The 15,134-nt window shown below is 74.1% G+C and carries 15 protein-coding genes; 12 read left to right on the forward strand and 3 right to left on the reverse strand.

Translation table 11 applies throughout. The features are described from left to right. Positions 1-63: 63 nt before the first annotated feature. Together IF19_RS0100975 and IF19_RS0100980 are read left to right on the forward strand one after the other, a co-directional pair. Complete coding sequence (locus tag IF19_RS0100975; protein WP_030114970.1) at positions 64-1,614, forward strand: 3-hydroxyacyl-CoA dehydrogenase; 1,551 nt, start codon at positions 64-66, stop codon at positions 1,612-1,614. A gap of 307 nt (positions 1,615-1,921) precedes the next feature. Continuing rightward, the gene (locus IF19_RS0100980; RefSeq protein ID WP_030114969.1) at positions 1,922-2,314 is read left to right on the forward strand and encodes a VOC family protein; all 393 of its coding nucleotides are present in this window, start codon (positions 1,922-1,924) and stop codon (positions 2,312-2,314) included. A gap of 136 nt (positions 2,315-2,450) precedes the next feature. Here the strand turns inward: IF19_RS0100980 and IF19_RS0100985 are convergent, their stop codons facing one another. Together IF19_RS0100985 and IF19_RS0100990 are read right to left on the reverse strand one after the other, a co-directional pair. Next, a complete protein-coding gene (locus IF19_RS0100985; protein ID WP_030114968.1) occupies positions 2,451-3,644 on the reverse strand; it encodes a YihY/virulence factor BrkB family protein in 1,194 nt (397 codons plus the stop codon). 248 nt (positions 3,645-3,892) lie between these two features. Next, entirely contained in the window at positions 3,893-4,357 is a 465-nt protein-coding gene (locus IF19_RS0100990) for a winged helix-turn-helix transcriptional regulator (RefSeq protein WP_032748699.1), read from the reverse strand. An 85-nt stretch (positions 4,358-4,442) separates the two neighbouring features. Between IF19_RS0100990 and IF19_RS0100995 the strand changes: the two genes are divergently transcribed. After that, a complete protein-coding gene (locus IF19_RS0100995; protein WP_078580389.1) occupies positions 4,443-5,768 on the forward strand; it encodes an MFS transporter in 1,326 nt (441 codons plus the stop codon). Here IF19_RS0100995 and IF19_RS0101000 read toward each other — a convergent pair. Next, on the reverse strand, positions 5,656-6,612 hold the full coding sequence (locus tag IF19_RS0101000) for a LysR substrate-binding domain-containing protein (RefSeq protein WP_030277973.1): 957 nt from the start codon (positions 6,610-6,612) through the stop codon (positions 5,656-5,658). The genes IF19_RS0100995 and IF19_RS0101000 overlap by 113 nt on opposite strands. Before the next feature lie 195 nt (positions 6,613-6,807). Between IF19_RS0101000 and IF19_RS0101005 the strand changes: the two genes are divergently transcribed. Genes IF19_RS0101005 through kynU form a run of 9 tightly spaced genes read left to right on the forward strand, consistent with a single transcriptional unit; the run spans position 6,808 to position 15,064 of the window. Further along, positions 6,808-8,226, forward strand: coding sequence for a 2-hydroxymuconic semialdehyde dehydrogenase (locus IF19_RS0101005; RefSeq protein ID WP_199807279.1), 1,419 nt, complete (start codon positions 6,808-6,810; stop codon positions 8,224-8,226). Beyond that, positions 8,223-9,044 carry a 2-keto-4-pentenoate hydratase gene (locus IF19_RS0101010; RefSeq protein WP_030114962.1) on the forward strand — a complete coding sequence of 274 codons (822 nt, stop codon included), beginning with the start codon at positions 8,223-8,225 and terminating at the stop codon, positions 9,042-9,044. The genes IF19_RS0101005 and IF19_RS0101010 overlap by 4 nt, the downstream gene beginning before the upstream one ends. Further along, positions 9,041-9,838, forward strand: a complete 798-nt coding sequence (locus IF19_RS0101015) for a 2-keto-4-pentenoate hydratase (RefSeq protein ID WP_050492634.1) — start codon at positions 9,041-9,043, stop codon at positions 9,836-9,838. Before IF19_RS0101010 ends, IF19_RS0101015 begins: the two co-directional genes overlap by 4 nt. Beyond that, positions 9,835-10,260, forward strand: a complete 426-nt coding sequence (locus IF19_RS0101020) for a RidA family protein (protein WP_030114960.1) — start codon at positions 9,835-9,837, stop codon at positions 10,258-10,260. The genes IF19_RS0101015 and IF19_RS0101020 overlap by 4 nt, the downstream gene beginning before the upstream one ends. After that, on the forward strand, positions 10,257-10,829 hold the full coding sequence (locus IF19_RS0101025; protein ID WP_030114959.1) for a 3-hydroxyanthranilate 3,4-dioxygenase: 573 nt from the start codon (positions 10,257-10,259) through the stop codon (positions 10,827-10,829). Before IF19_RS0101020 ends, IF19_RS0101025 begins: the two co-directional genes overlap by 4 nt. Further along, positions 10,826-11,848 (forward strand): amidohydrolase family protein, encoded by a 1,023-nt coding sequence (locus IF19_RS0101030; RefSeq protein WP_030114958.1) that lies wholly within the window; start codon positions 10,826-10,828, stop codon positions 11,846-11,848. The genes IF19_RS0101025 and IF19_RS0101030 overlap by 4 nt, the downstream gene beginning before the upstream one ends. Then, positions 11,845-12,759: an acetaldehyde dehydrogenase (acetylating) gene (locus IF19_RS0101035; RefSeq protein ID WP_030114957.1), complete on the forward strand. Its 915-nt coding sequence runs from the start codon at positions 11,845-11,847 to the stop codon at positions 12,757-12,759. The genes IF19_RS0101030 and IF19_RS0101035 overlap by 4 nt, the downstream gene beginning before the upstream one ends. Next, positions 12,756-13,808: a 4-hydroxy-2-oxovalerate aldolase gene (gene dmpG, locus IF19_RS0101040; RefSeq protein WP_050493735.1), complete on the forward strand. Its 1,053-nt coding sequence runs from the start codon at positions 12,756-12,758 to the stop codon at positions 13,806-13,808. Before IF19_RS0101035 ends, dmpG begins: the two co-directional genes overlap by 4 nt. After that, positions 13,802-15,064 (forward strand): kynureninase, encoded by a 1,263-nt coding sequence (gene kynU / locus IF19_RS0101045; RefSeq protein WP_030114954.1) that lies wholly within the window; start codon positions 13,802-13,804, stop codon positions 15,062-15,064. Before dmpG ends, kynU begins: the two co-directional genes overlap by 7 nt. Positions 15,065-15,134 lie beyond the last annotated feature (70 nt).

Consider the following 15,134-nt stretch of genomic DNA (forward strand, 5'->3'; position numbering starts at 1 on the left):
CGTTCTTCCCGCCGTTGTCGTCTTCCGTTGTCGTCTTCCGCTGTCGAAAGGGACCTCACCGCCATGCGCATCAGGATCGTCGGAGCCGGGGCCATGGGCCGCGGCATCGCCCAGTGGGCGGCGAGCACCGGTCACACCGTCGAGCTGGCCGACGTACGCCCGGAGGCGGTGCGGGAGGCGTTGGGCTTCGTCGCGTCGATGCTGGACCGGGCGGTCGCCAAGGGCCGGATGTCCGCCGCCGACCGGGAGGCGTCCGTGGCGCGGCTGGTGCCACTCGCCGATCCGTGGGCGGCGGGCCCGGACGTGGAGTTGGTGATCGAGGCCGTACGGGAGGACCTGGAGACCAAGGCCGAGGTGTTCGGGAAGCTGGAGCGGGCGCTGCCCGCCTCCGCCGTCTTCGCCACCAACACCTCCTCCCTGTCCGTGACGCGGATCGCCGCCACGCTCCAGGACCCCACGCGCCTGGCCGGGCTGCACTTCTTCAATCCGGTACCGCTGATGCGGATCGTCGAGGTGGTCCCGGGGGCCGCGACCCGGCCGGAGATCCCGGCGCTGCTGACCGCGTTGGTGGAGGGGTGCGGTCACCGCGCGGTGACCGTCGCGGACACCCCCGGCTTCCTGGTCAACCACGCCGGGCGGGGGCTGGTGACCGAGGCGCTGGCGTTGCTGGAGGAGTCGGTCGCTGAGCCGGCGGCGATCGACCGGATCGCCCGGGACGTCCTGGGGCTGCGGATGGGACCCTTCGAACTGATGGACCTCACCGGCCTCGACGTGACGGCGGCGGTGATCGACTCGATCTGGCAGGGCTTCCGCCACGAGGACCGGCTGCGCCCCTCCTTCCTGACCCCGAACCGGGTGGCGGCGGGGCTGCACGGCCGCAAGACGGGCCGGGGCTGGTACGCGTACGGGGACGGGGCGTCCGGCCCCGCGCCGGAGAGCCCGGTCACCGGGGACGGGGAGCGCCCGGTGTTCCTGGTCCGGGGCGGGCGGCCGGAGACGGCGGCGTACGAGGAGGAGCTGGCCGGCGCGCTGGAGGCGGCCGGGGTCCGGGTCGAGCGGGGCGCGCGGCCGTCGGCGGAGGCCGTGGTGCTGGTCCCCGTCTGGGGGACGGCGGTGTCGGCGGCGGTGGCGGCGGACGGGCTGCCCCGGGAACGTACGTTCGGCGTCGAGGTGCTGCCGGCCGCGGGACGGCGGCGGGTCCTCGCGGTGACGGCGGCCGGCGACGCGACGGCCGCCCGGGACGCGCGGGCGGTGCTGGCACGGGGCTCCGGGGACGGGGAACCGTACGCGGTGTCGGTGGTGCGGGACACGGCGGGCTCCGTCGCGCAGCGGCTGCTGTCCTCCGTGGTGGCGGTCGGCTGCTCGATCGCGGAGCGTTCGCTCGCCGCGCCCGCCGACATCGATCTGGCGGTGACGACGGGCCTCGGCTATCCGGCCGGGCCGCTGGCCTGGGGCGAGCGCGTCGGGGCCGTACGGATGCTGGCGCTCCAGCGGGCGCTGCACGCGACGACGGGCGACCCGCGCCACCGGCCGACGCGGTGGGTCACCGAACGGGCCGCTCTGGGGCTGGCGCTGACCGATCCGGGAACCTCGCCCGCGGACTGCCTGGGGTGAGGGGCAAGGGCCCTCCCCCGTGCCCGTGCCGTCTGCCGGGTGCCGGGTGCCGACGCGGCTACCGGTCGCTCGCGAGGCTTCCCGGGCGGCGACGGTCGCTCACGGCTTCCCGGGCGGCGGTGCGGCCTCCGGTCGTTCACGCGGTTTCCCCGGCGCCGATGCGGTCTCCCGGCTTCGACGGGCCCGGCAGGCACGCCGGGCGGGCGACCGGGCCCCGAAGGCGCCCGCCGGCCCGGGCGGGCGGCGCGGAACACGGCCGCCGGGCCGGTTGGTCGGAGGCGCGGGGCCGGGTGCCTACGATCGGTCCATGACGCCACGATTCGACTCCTTCAGCATCATCACCGCCGACCTCGCCGCCTCGCTGGCCTTCTACCGGCGGCTCGGCCTGGACATCCCCGACGGGGCGGAGTCCGCACCGCACGTCGAGGTGCATCTGCCGGGCGGGCAGCGGCTGTTGTGGGACACGGAGCAGGTCATCGCCGCGTTGGACCCGGAGTGGAAGCGTCCGGCGGGCGGTGAGCGGCTGGCGCTCGCCTTCGCCTGCGACAGCGCGCGGGAGGTGGACACGCTGTACGCCGAGCTGGTCGCGGCCGGGCACACCGGGCACATGGAGCCCTGGGACGCCACGTGGGGCCAGCGCTACGCGGTGGTGCTGGACCCGGACGGCTGCGGGGTGTCGCTGTTCGCCCCCTTGTCCTAGGGTGCCGGTCCGGCCGGCCATGGCCGGGTCCGCGACTCCGGGGCCGTAAGAGCCGGTTCGCGACGCCCGGTCCGCTGCGCCGCCTCCGCGATGCCCGCCGCAGCTCCTCTCCGGTCCTGAAACGGCCGGAGGGCCGCTAGCGCGGCGGCGTCTCCCCGGTCTCGGTGGAGTCCGCCGCCCCCTGGGCGTCCTTGGTCTCCTTCTCACGGGTCGCGTGCAGCCGGGACTTCACGTCGTCGGGCGGCAGGAAGCGCGACCAGCGCTCCGGGAACTCGGAGGGCATGTACGCGGGCCCGCCGTCCTCGTCGTCGTCCTCGTCGTCCAGATCGGCGTAGGCGGCCGAGCGGGACCGGGCGACCAGTTCGGCGGCCTGCGCGGCACGGGCCCGTTCGGTGGCCTCGCGGGCGGCGGCCGTGGCGAGCGAGGGCCACACCCGGTCGATGGCCGCGTTGACGGCGGCGCCGACCAGGACCGCGAAGGCGGAGATGCCGATCCACAGCAGGACGGCGATGGGCGCCGCCAGGGAGCCGTAGATCGTGGGGCCCTCGACGGTGCTGGTCAGGTAGATCCGGAGGAGGAAGCTGCCGAGGACCCACATGGCGAGCGCCACCAGCGCCCCGGGGACGTCCTCGATCCAGGGCGACCGCACGGGCACGGACACGTGGTAGAGCGTCGTGAGGAACGCGATCGTCAGCAGTATCACGAGCGGCCAGTACAGAACGGCTATGACCTCGGTGCCCCAGGGCACGAACTCGACCACCCGGTCCGGGCCGACGACCAGCAGCGGCAGCACCACCGCGCCCAGCAGCAGGGCGACGACGTACAGCAGGAAGGCGAGCAGCCGGGTCTTGACGATGCCGCGGTGACCGTCGAGGCCGTACATGACGGTGATGGTGTCGATGAAGACGTTCACCGCGCGCGAGCCGGACCACAGTGCGATGGCGAAGCCGATGGAGATGATGTCGGGGCGGGCCCCGGTCGTGACGTCGGCGAGCAGCGGTCTGGCGAACTCGTTGACCCCGCGCTCGGACAGCACCGTGTGCGAGGCGGAGAGGATGTTGCGCTCGATGGAGGCGACCGTGGTGGTGGTCGTCCACTCGTCGACGTAACCGAGCAGGCCGATCAGGCCGAGCAGCAGCGGGGGCAGCGAGAGCAGGGTGAAGAACGCCGCCTCGGCGGCGAGCCCGAGGATGCGGTACTCGATGCACGAGTTGACGGTGTCCTTGAGCAGATGCCACGCCATGCGGCGTTTGGAGACGTTGCGGTAGAGCGCTCGCGCCCGGTGGAGCCGGCCCGGGGGCCGCTCGGGTGTTTCGTTTGCTGCCTGCACCTCCTTACCGTATCGGCATGGCAGCCGCCGCCCGCACCGTCTCCGACCAGGTTCCGCCGCCCCCGTCCGGCGGGGCGGGCAACCGCACTGCGGGGGGGGCGGGCACATGTGTCGGCGGCGGGGTCTCGGCGGGCCCGTCGGAATCGGACTCGGCCTCCGACCCCGGGCACCCGGGCCCCGGTCCAACCGCCAGGCGGCAGGCGGCGACATCCGGCTGAGCCGGACCGCCTCGGTCGAGGTGGTTTCCCTCAGGGGCAGCGATCGTGCTGCACCGAGGTCGTATCGACGTCCACGGGCCTGCCGTGCGCGTCGGTGGGGCGCAGCTCCGGGAGCGGCTGACCGCTCTCGTCGACGAGGAGCGAGTGAGGCTCGGCCGGCGCGAAGGCGTGTCGTTCACCCCACTGGCGCGCGGCCACGATGAGAGCGAAGAGGTCTCGGCCGGCTTCCGTGAGGACGTAGTTCCGCCGCCGTCCCGTGGGGGCTGTCTGCCGGTCGAGGATCCCTCGTTCGACCAGGCGCCGCAGCCGGTCGGTGAGGATGTTGCGCGCGATCCCGGTGCGGTGCTGAAAGTCGGTGAACGCTCGCGCGCCGTCCATGGCGTCGCGAACGATCAGCAGGCTCCATCGGTCTCCGACCAGGTCGAGAGTGCGCGCGACGGGGCAGGTGGGGTCCGTCCAGGACATTTCTTCGGTTCGGGCCGCTGCGCCCACCATCACCCCTCCTGAAGAGTTGCGGTTCGAAACCATTCTGCCGTACCTTCTTTTTGGTTGCAAAATGCAACTCATTGGAGGTGTGTCGATGAGCCCGGTGTCTGGCCGCAGGACCCTGTTCGCCGTGATCTGCGCGGTCGCGGTCGCGACGATCTATGTGGCGCAGCCCGTACTGACCCGGATCGGCGAGGATCTGGGCCTGCCGGAAGCCGACTCGGGATGGATCGTCACCACCGGGCAGCTCGGCTACCTGATCGGCCTGGCGCTCCTTGTCCCTCTCGGGGACATGTTCGACCGGCGCAAGCTCATCGCCGGGCATCTTCTCCTCGCCGCGGTCGGCATGATCCTGACCGCAGTCGCTACGCACCTGTGGCTCCTGCTCACCGGACTGGCCATCGCAGGTCTGTTCGCGGTCGTCGTCCAGACCACGGTGGCCTTCGCCGCCGATCTGTCCACGGCGGCGGAACGCGGCCGCACACTCGGCGCCGTCACCTCCGGTGTCATCATCGGCATCCTCGGAGCGCGCGTGATCGCCGGCGGTCTCGCCGCGCTCTGGGGGTGGCGGAGCATCTACGTGGCGCTCGCCGTACTCCTCCTCGCGCTCACCGCCCTCGTGCTGAACCTCCTGCCATCCGACCCGCGCGACGTGCGCCCCACGTACGGCGCGGTGCTGATCTCACTGGGGCACCTGTTCCGTGAGCGCCTGTTCCTCTCGCGGGGACTGATCGCCTTCTTCCTCTTCGCCTCCTTCGGTGTGCTGTGGAGCGGCCTCGCCCTCCCGCTCGGAGCCGAGCCATGGCACCTGAGCACCGCCCAGATCGGCCTCTTCGGAATCGCCGGGCTCGCCGGGGCGCTGGGGGCCTCTCGGGCCGGACGGGGGGCCGACAGCGGCCGCGCCGACGTGATCACCGGAGGCGCACTCGTGCTCCTGGCCGCGTCATGGCCGGCGACCGGACAAGCGTCCCGCTCCCTCTGGGCGGTCGTCGTCGGCGTGATCGTCCTCGACTTCGCGGTCCAGGCAGTGCACGTCAGCAACCAACACCTGCTCACGGCCGCATACCCACAGCGGACGAGCAGCGTCATCGGCGGCTACATGCTCTTCTACTCCCTCGGCTCCGCCGTCGGGGCGACCGGCACCACGGCGCTGTACTCCGCCGCGGGCTGGGCCGGCTCCAGCCTCCTCGGTGCCGCCTTCGGCCTCTGCGCACTCGTGGTCTGGGCCGCCAACCGGCGCACAGCCGGCGACACACGCCAAGACGTGGAGGGCGCTCGGGCCGGGACGCCGGGAGCCCGTCGCCCCGTCACCCCGGTGCGCCGCCGTCGAGGCTCGCGCGGAGCAGTGCCGCCTCCTCGTCGAGGTGGCGCAGGAGGGCTGCGAGGGCGGGGGTGCGGGTGCGGTGGGCAGCCTCGGTGACGCCCACCGTGCGTCCCACCGAGGGGAGTTCGACCGGCAGTGCGGCGAGGTGTTCGTCGTCGCGCAGGACCAGTTCGGGCAGGAGCGCCACCATGTCGGTCTGGAGGAGCAGGGCCCGCATGGTGAGGATGGAGGTGCATTCCACCCGGTCGGCGGGGAGCGGCAGCCCCCGGTCGACGAAGAGGGCGCCCAACTCCTGTCGCAGGGCGGTCTGCTCGACCGGCAGGATCCACGGGTGGGTGAGCGCGTCGGTGAGCGCGACGGTCCCCCCGGCCGGCCCTTCCGCGAGGAGCGGGTGCCCGGCGCGGACGGCGAGCCGGATGGGCTCGCGGTAGAGCATCCGCTGCCGTAGTGCCTCGCCGCCTCCGGGGGCGGGCCCCACCCTGCCGACGATGAGGTCGAGTTCGCCGCCGAGCAGGGCCGGGTGGAGGACGTCGAGGGTGCCCTCGCGGACCACGACGGTGAGCCGGGGGCGCTCCTTCTTGAGACGAGCCACGGCCCGGGGCAGCAGGACGTTGGCCCCGGCGAGCAGGGTGCCCACGGTGACCGTGCCGTCCTGGCCCTGGCGCAGCCCGGTGAGGTGCTCCTTGGCCCGGCGGATCTCGGAGACCACCGCGCGGGCGTGGCCGACGAGCGCCTCGCCGTAGACGGTGGGCCGCATGCCGCGCGGAACGCGGACGAAGAGCGGTAGCTCGGCGACGGCCTCCAGTTCGCGCAGGGTGCGGGTGGCGGCGGGCTGGGTGAGGTGGAGGCTCTCCGCCGCGCGGACGACGCTTCCGTGGTCGTACACCGCGATGAGCAGGGTCAGGTGCCGGAACTTCAGCCGACCGTCCAGGAGGTCCATCGCCGGGGCTCCTTCCCGGGGAAGCGGGGGCCCCGGACCGGGGCCGCACCACTGCATACCAGGATTGTTATGGCTCTCATGCCGATCGGCATTGGATCGGCATAGCTGGGTGGGCGCACTATACCGGCACGCCCCGGGGCGAGTTTCGGACAGCTCCCCGGCCCAGCAACGGAGGTCTGCAAGGTGAGTTCACCCGTGCGGCATTACCTAGGAGGCGGGTTCGACGCGTCCGGCGTGCCGTTCCCGCTCGTCGATCCGGTCACCGGTCGCACCGTCGGCGCGGTGCCGGAGGCGTCGCGGGAACTGGTCGACCAGGCCGTCGCCGAGGCCCGTACGGCGCTGCGCGGGCCGTGGGCCGCGTGGAGCCCTGCGGAGCGGTCGCGGCTGCTGCACCGGATCGCCGACGGGATCGAGGCGCGCTTCGAGGAGTTCGCCGCCGCCGAGTGCGCCGACACCGGCAAGCCCCGCGAGCTGGCCTCGACGGTCGACATCCCCCGCGCGGTGGCCAATTTTCGCTCCTACGCGGATCTGCTGGCCGGGCGGAGCGAGCGTTCCTGGCACACCCCGACCCCCGATGGCCGGGGCGCTCTGAACTACACGGTGCGCAAGCCGCTCGGCGTCGTCGCGGTGGTCTCGCCGTGGAACCTGCCGCTGCTGCTGCTCACCTGGAAGGTCGCCCCGGCCCTCGCCACCGGCAACACGGTCGTCGCCAAGCCGTCCGAGCTGACCCCCGGCACGGCCTGCCTGCTGGCCGAGGTGATGGACGAGGCGGGCGCCCCCGCGGGCGTCTTCAACCTGGTGCACGGGCGGGGCCCGGACGCGGCCGGCCAGTGGCTGACCGAGCACCCCGGGGTGGACGCGGTCGCCTTCACCGGGGCCTCCCGCACCGGTACGGAGATCATGCGGGCGGCCGCGGCCCGGCTGGCGCCGGTCTCCTTCGAGCTGGGCGGCAAGAACGCGGGCCTGGTCTTCGCGGACGCCGACCTGGAGGAGGCGGTGGCGGGCACGCTGCGCTCGGCCTTCACCCACAGCGGCCAGGTCTGCCTGTGCACCGAGCGGTTGTACGTGGAGCGGTCCGTGTTCGACGTGTTCGCGGCGGCGCTGGCCGCCGGGGCGAAGGCGCTGTCCGGCTACGGGCCGATGGTCTCGGCCGCCCACCGTGACAAGGTCCTGGGCCACCTGGAGCGGGCCGTGGCCGACGGCGGCGAGGTCCTGGCGGGCGGCGGGGTTCCGCGCTTCGGGGACGAACGGGACAGCGGCTTCTGGGTGGAGCCCACCGTGCTGGCCGGGCTGCCGGAGGACCATCCGGCGGTCCGGGACGAGATCTTCGGCCCGGTCGTGCACCTGGCGCCGTTCGACACCGAGGAGGAGGCGCTGGCCCTCGCGAACGCGGGGCCGTACGGGCTGGCCGCCACCGTGTGGACCGGCGACGTGCGCCGCGCCCACCGGGTCGCCCCGGCCCTCGACGTGGGCATCGCCTGGGTCAACACCTGGAACCTGCGCGACCTGCGCACCCCGTTCGGCGGGGTGAAGGCGTCCGGCATCGGGCGCGAGGGCGGCGACCACTCCCTGGACTTCTTCTCGGAGCCGATGAACGTGTGCGTGAAGCTGTGACGACGAACCGGAACGACCCCGCGGTGCGCGACGCCGCCGAACGCCTGGACCGGGCTTGGCGCAGCGGGGTGCCCTGCGCCCCCGTCCGGGACCTGCTGCCGGGCGGCGACCTCGACGCGGCCTACGCCGTGCAGTCGCTGCTGACCGGGCGCCGGCTGGCCGAGGGGCGCCGGATCACCGGCTGGAAGGTCGGGCTGACCTCACCCGCCGTGCAGCGGCAACTGGGCGTGGACACGCCGGACTTCGGGGCCCTGTTCGACGACACCGCCGTGCCGGACGGCGCGGAGCTGCCCTGGGGGGCGGTGCTCCAGCCGAAGGCAGAGGCCGAGGTGGCGCTGGTCCTGGAGCACGACCTGCCGCACGAGCGGCACACGGTGGCCGACGTCATCCGGGCGACCGCCTTCGCGCTGCCCGCCGTCGAGGTGGTCGGCAGCCGGATCCGCGACTGGGACATCACGGCCGTGGACACGGTCGCCGACAACGCCTCCAGCGGGGCGTACGTGCTCGGCACCCGACCGGTGCCGCTGCGGGACCTGGACCTGCGGACCGCCGGGATGGTGCTGGAGCGGCGCGGCGAGCCCGTCTCCACCGGCGCGGGCGTCGCCTGCCTCGGCCATCCCCTGCACGCCGCCGTCTGGCTGGCGGACACCCTCGTCCGACTGGGCACGCCGCTACGGGCCGGGGACACGGTGCTCACCGGCGCGCTCGGGCCGATGGCGGCGGTAGCTCCGGGCGACGTGCTGGAGGCCCGTATCGACGGACTCGGTTCGGTGCGCGCGGCCTTCGGGCCCGCCGCCGCGGAAGGAGACCCCCGATGACCCCGGCAGACCCGACACCCCCGGCCGTGCCGGTGGACCCGGCCGCGCTGGCGGAGGCGCTGGACACGGCCGCCCGGGCGGCGCGCCCGCTGCCCGGCGGCGGCAGCGGCCTCACCACCACGGCGGAGGCGTACACCGTGCAGGAGGCGCTGCTGGCGCGGCGGTTCGCGCGCGGCGAGCGGCCCACCGGGGTGAAGCTGGGCTTCACCAGCGCCGCCAAGATGCGGCAGATGGGCGTCTCCGACCTGATCCACGGGCGGCTGACGGACCGGATGGAGATCCCGGACGGGGGACGTTGCGACGTCTCCGGTCTGATCCATCCCCGGATCGAGCCCGAGATCGCCTTCCTGCTCGGCGCGGTCCTCACGCCGGGCGGCGATCCGGCAGCGGCGGTCGCGGCGGTGGCCCCGGCCCTGGAGGTCATCGACTCCCGTTACGACGGCTTCCGCTTCTCGCTGCCCGAGGTGATCGCGGACAACACCTCCGCCGCCGGCTACGCGCTCGGCCCCTGGACCCCGGCGGGCGCGCTGGGCGGACTGCGGTCCCTGGCCGACCTGGGCGTGGTGCTGGAGGTGGACGGCCGCCCGGCGGAGACCGGTTCGACGGCCGCGATCCTCGGGGACCCGCTGCGCGCGCTGGCCGCCGCCGCGCGGCTGGCCGGCCCGCTCGCGGCGGGGACGGTCGTCCTCGCCGGCGCGGCGACCGCCGCCGTACCGCTGCCGCCGGGGACGTACGTGCGGGCCACCGTGGCCCGGCTCGGTTCCGTCGGCCTCACCACCGGGGAGGGGTCGTGATCGTCCCCGGCGCGGCCCCGCCGCGCGGCCGCTTCCCGCACCTGCGGCGCGCGGGCGACCTGGTCTTCGTCTCCGGTACGAGCTCCCGTCGGCCGGACGGCGGCTTCACCGGGGCGAGCGCCGACCCGATGGGCGTCACCGACCTCGACATCCGGGCCCAGACCCGGGCGGTTCTCGACAACATCGCGACCGTCCTGGCCGCCGCCGGCGGCGGCCTGGACGCCCTGGTGTCGGTGACCGCCTACCTGGTCAGCATGAACGACTTCGGCGGCTACAACGAGGTCTACGCCGAGTACTTCGACGAGACCGGGCCGACCCGGACCACTGTCGCCGTCCACCAGCTCCCCCACCCCCACCTGCTGATCGAGATCAGCGCGGTGGCCCACCTGCCCCAGCACCCGAGCGAGGAACAGCACCGATGACGATGAGACCGTTCAACCTCCAGGCGTGGATCGAAGAGCACCGCAACCTGCTGAAGCCGCCGGTCGGCAACGTGCAGATCTGGCAGGACGCCGACCTGATGGTGACGGTCGTCGGCGGCCCCAACCGCCGCACCGACTTCCACGACGACCCCATCGAGGAGTTCTTCTACCAGCTCAAGGGCGACATGGTGCTCCGCGTCATGGAGGAGGAGGGCCGGCCGCCGCGTGACATCCACATCCGCGAGGGCGACGTCTTCCTCGCCCCGGCGCACCTGCGGCACTCCCCGCAGCGGCCGGAGGAGGACAGCATCGGCCTGGTCGTCGAGTTCGCCCGGCCGCAGGGCCACCTCGACGCCTTCGAGTGGTACTGCGTCGCGTGCCACCACCTGGTGCACCGCAGTGAGGTGCAGCTCACCTCGATCGTCGACGACCTGCCACCGGTCTTCTCCGCCTTCTACGCCGACACGGCCGCCCGCACCTGCGGGCGCTGCGGCGCCCTCCACCCGGGCAAGGACTGGCCCGAGCAGCTGCGGCCCCGCACCCGGCGCGACGAGGCGGGCGGCGCATGACCGTCGTCGACGTCCACGCGCACGTCTTCCCCGAGATCGGCCGCGCCGAGTCGCGCCGGATCACCGGTTTTGAGGACGGCCCGTGGCTGCGCACCACGGACGGCCCCGACGCCGGAATGATGATGGCCGGGGCCGCCGAGTACCGGCCGGTGCGCCGCACCCTGTGGGACCCGGCCACCCGCGTCGCCGACCTCGACCGGCTCGGCGTCGACGTGCAGGTGCTGTCCAGCACGCCGCTGCTGTTCGGCTACGGCCTGGAATCGGCACGGGCCGCCGACTGGTGCCGGACCGTCAACGGGCATCTGTCGCGGTACGCCGCGCACGCCCCCGGCCGGCTGGCCCCGCTGTGCCAGGTGCCGCTCCAGGACACCGAGGCGGCCTGCTCGATGGTCACCGAGGCGATGCGGGAAGGCTTCCACGGCGTCCACATCGGCAACCACCTTGGCGACCGCGACCTCGACGACGGCGCCCTCCTCGAATTCCTCGCCCACTGCGCGCACGAGGACGCGGCCGTACTGGTCCACCCGTGGGACCTGCCGACCGATCCGCGCCACTCCCGCTACATGCTGGCCTGGCTGGCGGGGATGGCGGGTGAGACGCACCTGACGATCCTGTCGCTGATCCTCTCCGGCGCCTTCGAGCGGCTCCCGGCGTCGCTGCGGCTGCTGTTCGCGCACGGCGGCGGCAGCTTCCCGTACCTGCTGGGGCGGGCGGAGAACGCCTGGCACCGGCGGGACATCGTGCGCGCCGACAGCCCGCACCCGCCGTCGTACTACACCGAGCGCTTCGCGGTGGACTCGGCCGTCTTCGACCCGGGGGCGCTGCGGCTCCTGGTGGACGTGATGGGCGCGGAGCGGGTGCTGCTCGGCTCCGACCACCCGTTCCCGCTGGGCGAGGAGTCCATCGGCCGGCTGGTGCGCGAGAGCGGCCTGGCGCCCGCCGACCGGGATGCGGTCCTCGGCGGCAACGCCGTCCGCTTCTTCGGCCTCGCCCATCTGCTGAAGGAGGCCGTGCGGTGAAGGCCGCCGTCATCGGATCGGGCAACATCGGCACCGATCTCCTCATCAAGATGATCCGCGGCTCGGGGGTGGTCACCGCCGCCGCGATGATCGGTATCGACCCGGGCTCGGACGGGCTCGCGCGGGCCCGTCGGCTCGGCGTGCCGACCAGCTCCGACGGGGTCGCCGGGCTGATCGCCCTGGACGGCTTCGACGGGATCGACGTCGTCTTCGACGCCACCTCGGCCGCCGCCCACCACCGCAACGCCGCCGCGCTCGCCCCGTACGGGAAGACGCTGATCGACCTCACCCCGGCGGCCGTCGGCCCGTACGTCGTCCCGTCCGTCAACCTCGACGAGCACCTGGACGCGCCCGACCTCAACATGGTCACCTGCGGCGGGCAGGCAACTGTGCCGGTCGTCGCCGCCGTCGCCGCCGTCACCCCCGTGCACTACGCGGAGATCGTCGCCTCGATCGCCTCCCGGTCCGCCGGGCCGGGCACCCGGGCCAACATCGACGAGTTCACCGAGACCACCTCCCGTGCCCTGGAGCGGGTCGGCGGCGCGGCCCGGGGCAAGGCGATCATCGTCCTCAACCCGGCCGAACCGGCGCTGCTCATGCGGGACACCGTGCACTGCCTCGTCGACGACGCCGACACCGGCCGGATCACCGCGTCGGTGCGCGCGAAGGCCGCCGAGGTCGCCGCGTATGTCCCCGGCTACCGGCTCAAGCAGGAGCCGCAGTTCCGGACGCTCGCCGCCGACGACCCACTGGTCCGGCTCGGCGGCGGGGCCCGGCTGCTCGTCTCCGTCTACCTGGAGGTCGAGGGCGCCGCCCACTACCTCCCCGCCTACGCCGGGAACCTCGACATCATGACCGCCGCCGCGCTGCGCACCGCCGAGCGCCTGGCCGAACGGAGCACGGGCCGATGACCCGGGTCTACGTCCAGGACGTCACCCTGCGGGACGGCATGCACGCCGTCTCCCACCGCTACACCCTCGACCAGGTACGGGCGATCGCCGCCGCCCTGGAGGCGGCCGGCGTGGACGCCGTGGAGGTCGCCCACGGCGACGGCCTCTCCGGCTCCTCCGTCACCTACGGTCCCGGGGCCCACACCGACTGGGAGTGGCTGGAGGCGGCGGCCGAGGTCCTCGACCGGGCCCGGCTCACCACGCTGCTGCTGCCCGGCATCGGCACCGCCGCCGACCTGCGCCGCGCCCACGCGCTCGGCGTCACCTCGGTCCGCGTCGCCACCCACTGCACCGAGGCGGACGTGTCCGCCCAGCACATCGCGCTCGCCCGCGACCTGGGCATGGACGTCTCCGGCTTCCTGATGATGTCCCACCTCGCGCCGCCCGCCGAACTGGCCGCGCAGGCACGGCTGATGGAGTCGTACGGCGCGCACTGCGTGTACGTCACCGACTCCGGCGGCCGGCTGACGATGGACGGCGTACGGGACCGGGTCCGCGCCTACCGGGACGTCCTGGACCCGGCCACCGAGATCGGCGTCCACGCCCACCACAACCTCGGCCTCGGCGTAGCCAACAGCATCGTCGCGGTAAAGGCGGGCGCACACCGCGTCGACGCCTCCCTCGCCGGGCAGGGCGCGGGCGCGGGCAACGCCCCGCTGGAACCGGTGGTCGCGGTGTTCGACCTGATGGGCTGGGAGCACGGCTGCGACCTCTTCCCCCTGATGGACGCGGCCGAGGAGCTGGTCCGGCCGACGCAGGACCGGCCCGTGCGGGTCGACCGGGAGACCCTCACGCTCGGCTACGCCGGGGTGTACTCCAGCTTCCTGCGGCACGCGGAGGCGACGGCCGCCCGGCACGGGCTCGACACCCGTGACCTGCTCGTCGAGGCGGGCAGGCGGCGGCTGGTAGGCGGGCAGGAGGACCTGCTCACGGACATCGCCCTGGACCTCACCGGCACCGCCGCCACGGCCGCCTCTCCCACCCCCGACCACGGAGCCCCAGCATGCTGACCGACCCCGCCGGCCTCACCGGCCTCACCACCCGCGCCGCGGCGCTGGACGCCGCCGACCCGCTCGCCGCCGTCCGGGACCGCTTCCTCCTCCCCGACGGGGTCGTCTACCTCGACGGGAACTCCCTCGGCGCCCTGCCCGCCGCCGTCCCGGCGGCCGTCGAGGACGCCGTGCACCGCCAGTGGGGCACAGACCTGATCCGCTCCTGGAACGCCAACGGCTGGTGGGAGGCGCCGGTGCGGACCGGCGACGCGATCGGCCGGCTGGTCGGCGCGGCCCCCGGTCAGACCGTCGCCGGGGACTCGACCAGCGTCCAGCTCTTCAACACCCTGCTCGCCGCCGCCCGGCTGCGCCCCGGCCGCCGGCTGCTGCTGACCGACCCGGACCACTTCCCCACCGACCAGTACATCGCCGACTCGGTGGGCCGGCTGCTCGGCCTCGACGTCCGCCGGGTGCCGGCCCGGGACGCCGCCGCCGTGCTGGCCGCCGAGGCGGGCAACGTCGCCGTCGCCGCGTACGCGCCGGTCGACTACCGGACCGGCGAGCTGTACGACATGGCCGCGCTCACCGCCGCCGCGCACGCGGCCGGGGCCCTGATGCACTGGGACCTGTGCCACGCGGCGGGCGCCCTGCCGGTCGGACTCGACGCGGTCCAGGCGGACTTCGCGGTCGGCTGCGGCTACAAGTACCTGTCGGGCGGGCCGGGGGCCCCGGCGTTCGCGTACGTCGCCCACCGCCACCAGGAGGGCTTCGACCATCCGCTGACCGGCTGGCACGGGCACGCCGAGCCGTTCGCGATGGCGGGGACGTACACCCCGGCGGCGGACATCACCCGGGCCCGGATCGGCACCCCCGCGCTGCTCTCGCTGATCGCCCTGGAGGCCGCGCTCACCGCCTTCGACGGAGTGGAGATGGCCGCCGTGCGGACGAAGAGCCTGTCGCTGACCGGCTTCTTCCAGGAGTGCGCCGACCTCCTCCTCGACGGGCTCGGCTTCACCGCGGCCACCCCGCGCGATCCGGAGCGCCGGGGCAGCCAGGTCGCGCTGCGGCACCCGGAGGCGTATCCGCTGGTCGCGGCGCTCACCGCCCGGGGCGTGATCGGCGACATGCGCGCCCCCGACCTGCTCCGCTTCGGTTTCAACGCCCTGTACGTGACGCACGCCGACGTGCTGCGCGCGGTGGCCGAGCTGCGCGACATCGCTGCCTCGGGGGCCCATCTCGCCCCCGCGTTCCAGCAGCGCCCCACCGTCACCTGAGCCCTCCCCCCACCTGAGCCCCCCCGCCCGCTCCTCCCCGCTCCGCCCTTCCCGCCCCGAAAGGACCGTC

This window comes from Streptomyces californicus, assembly GCF_000717645.1.
GTDB classification, from domain to species: Bacteria; Actinomycetota; Actinomycetes; order Streptomycetales; family Streptomycetaceae; genus Streptomyces; species Streptomyces californicus.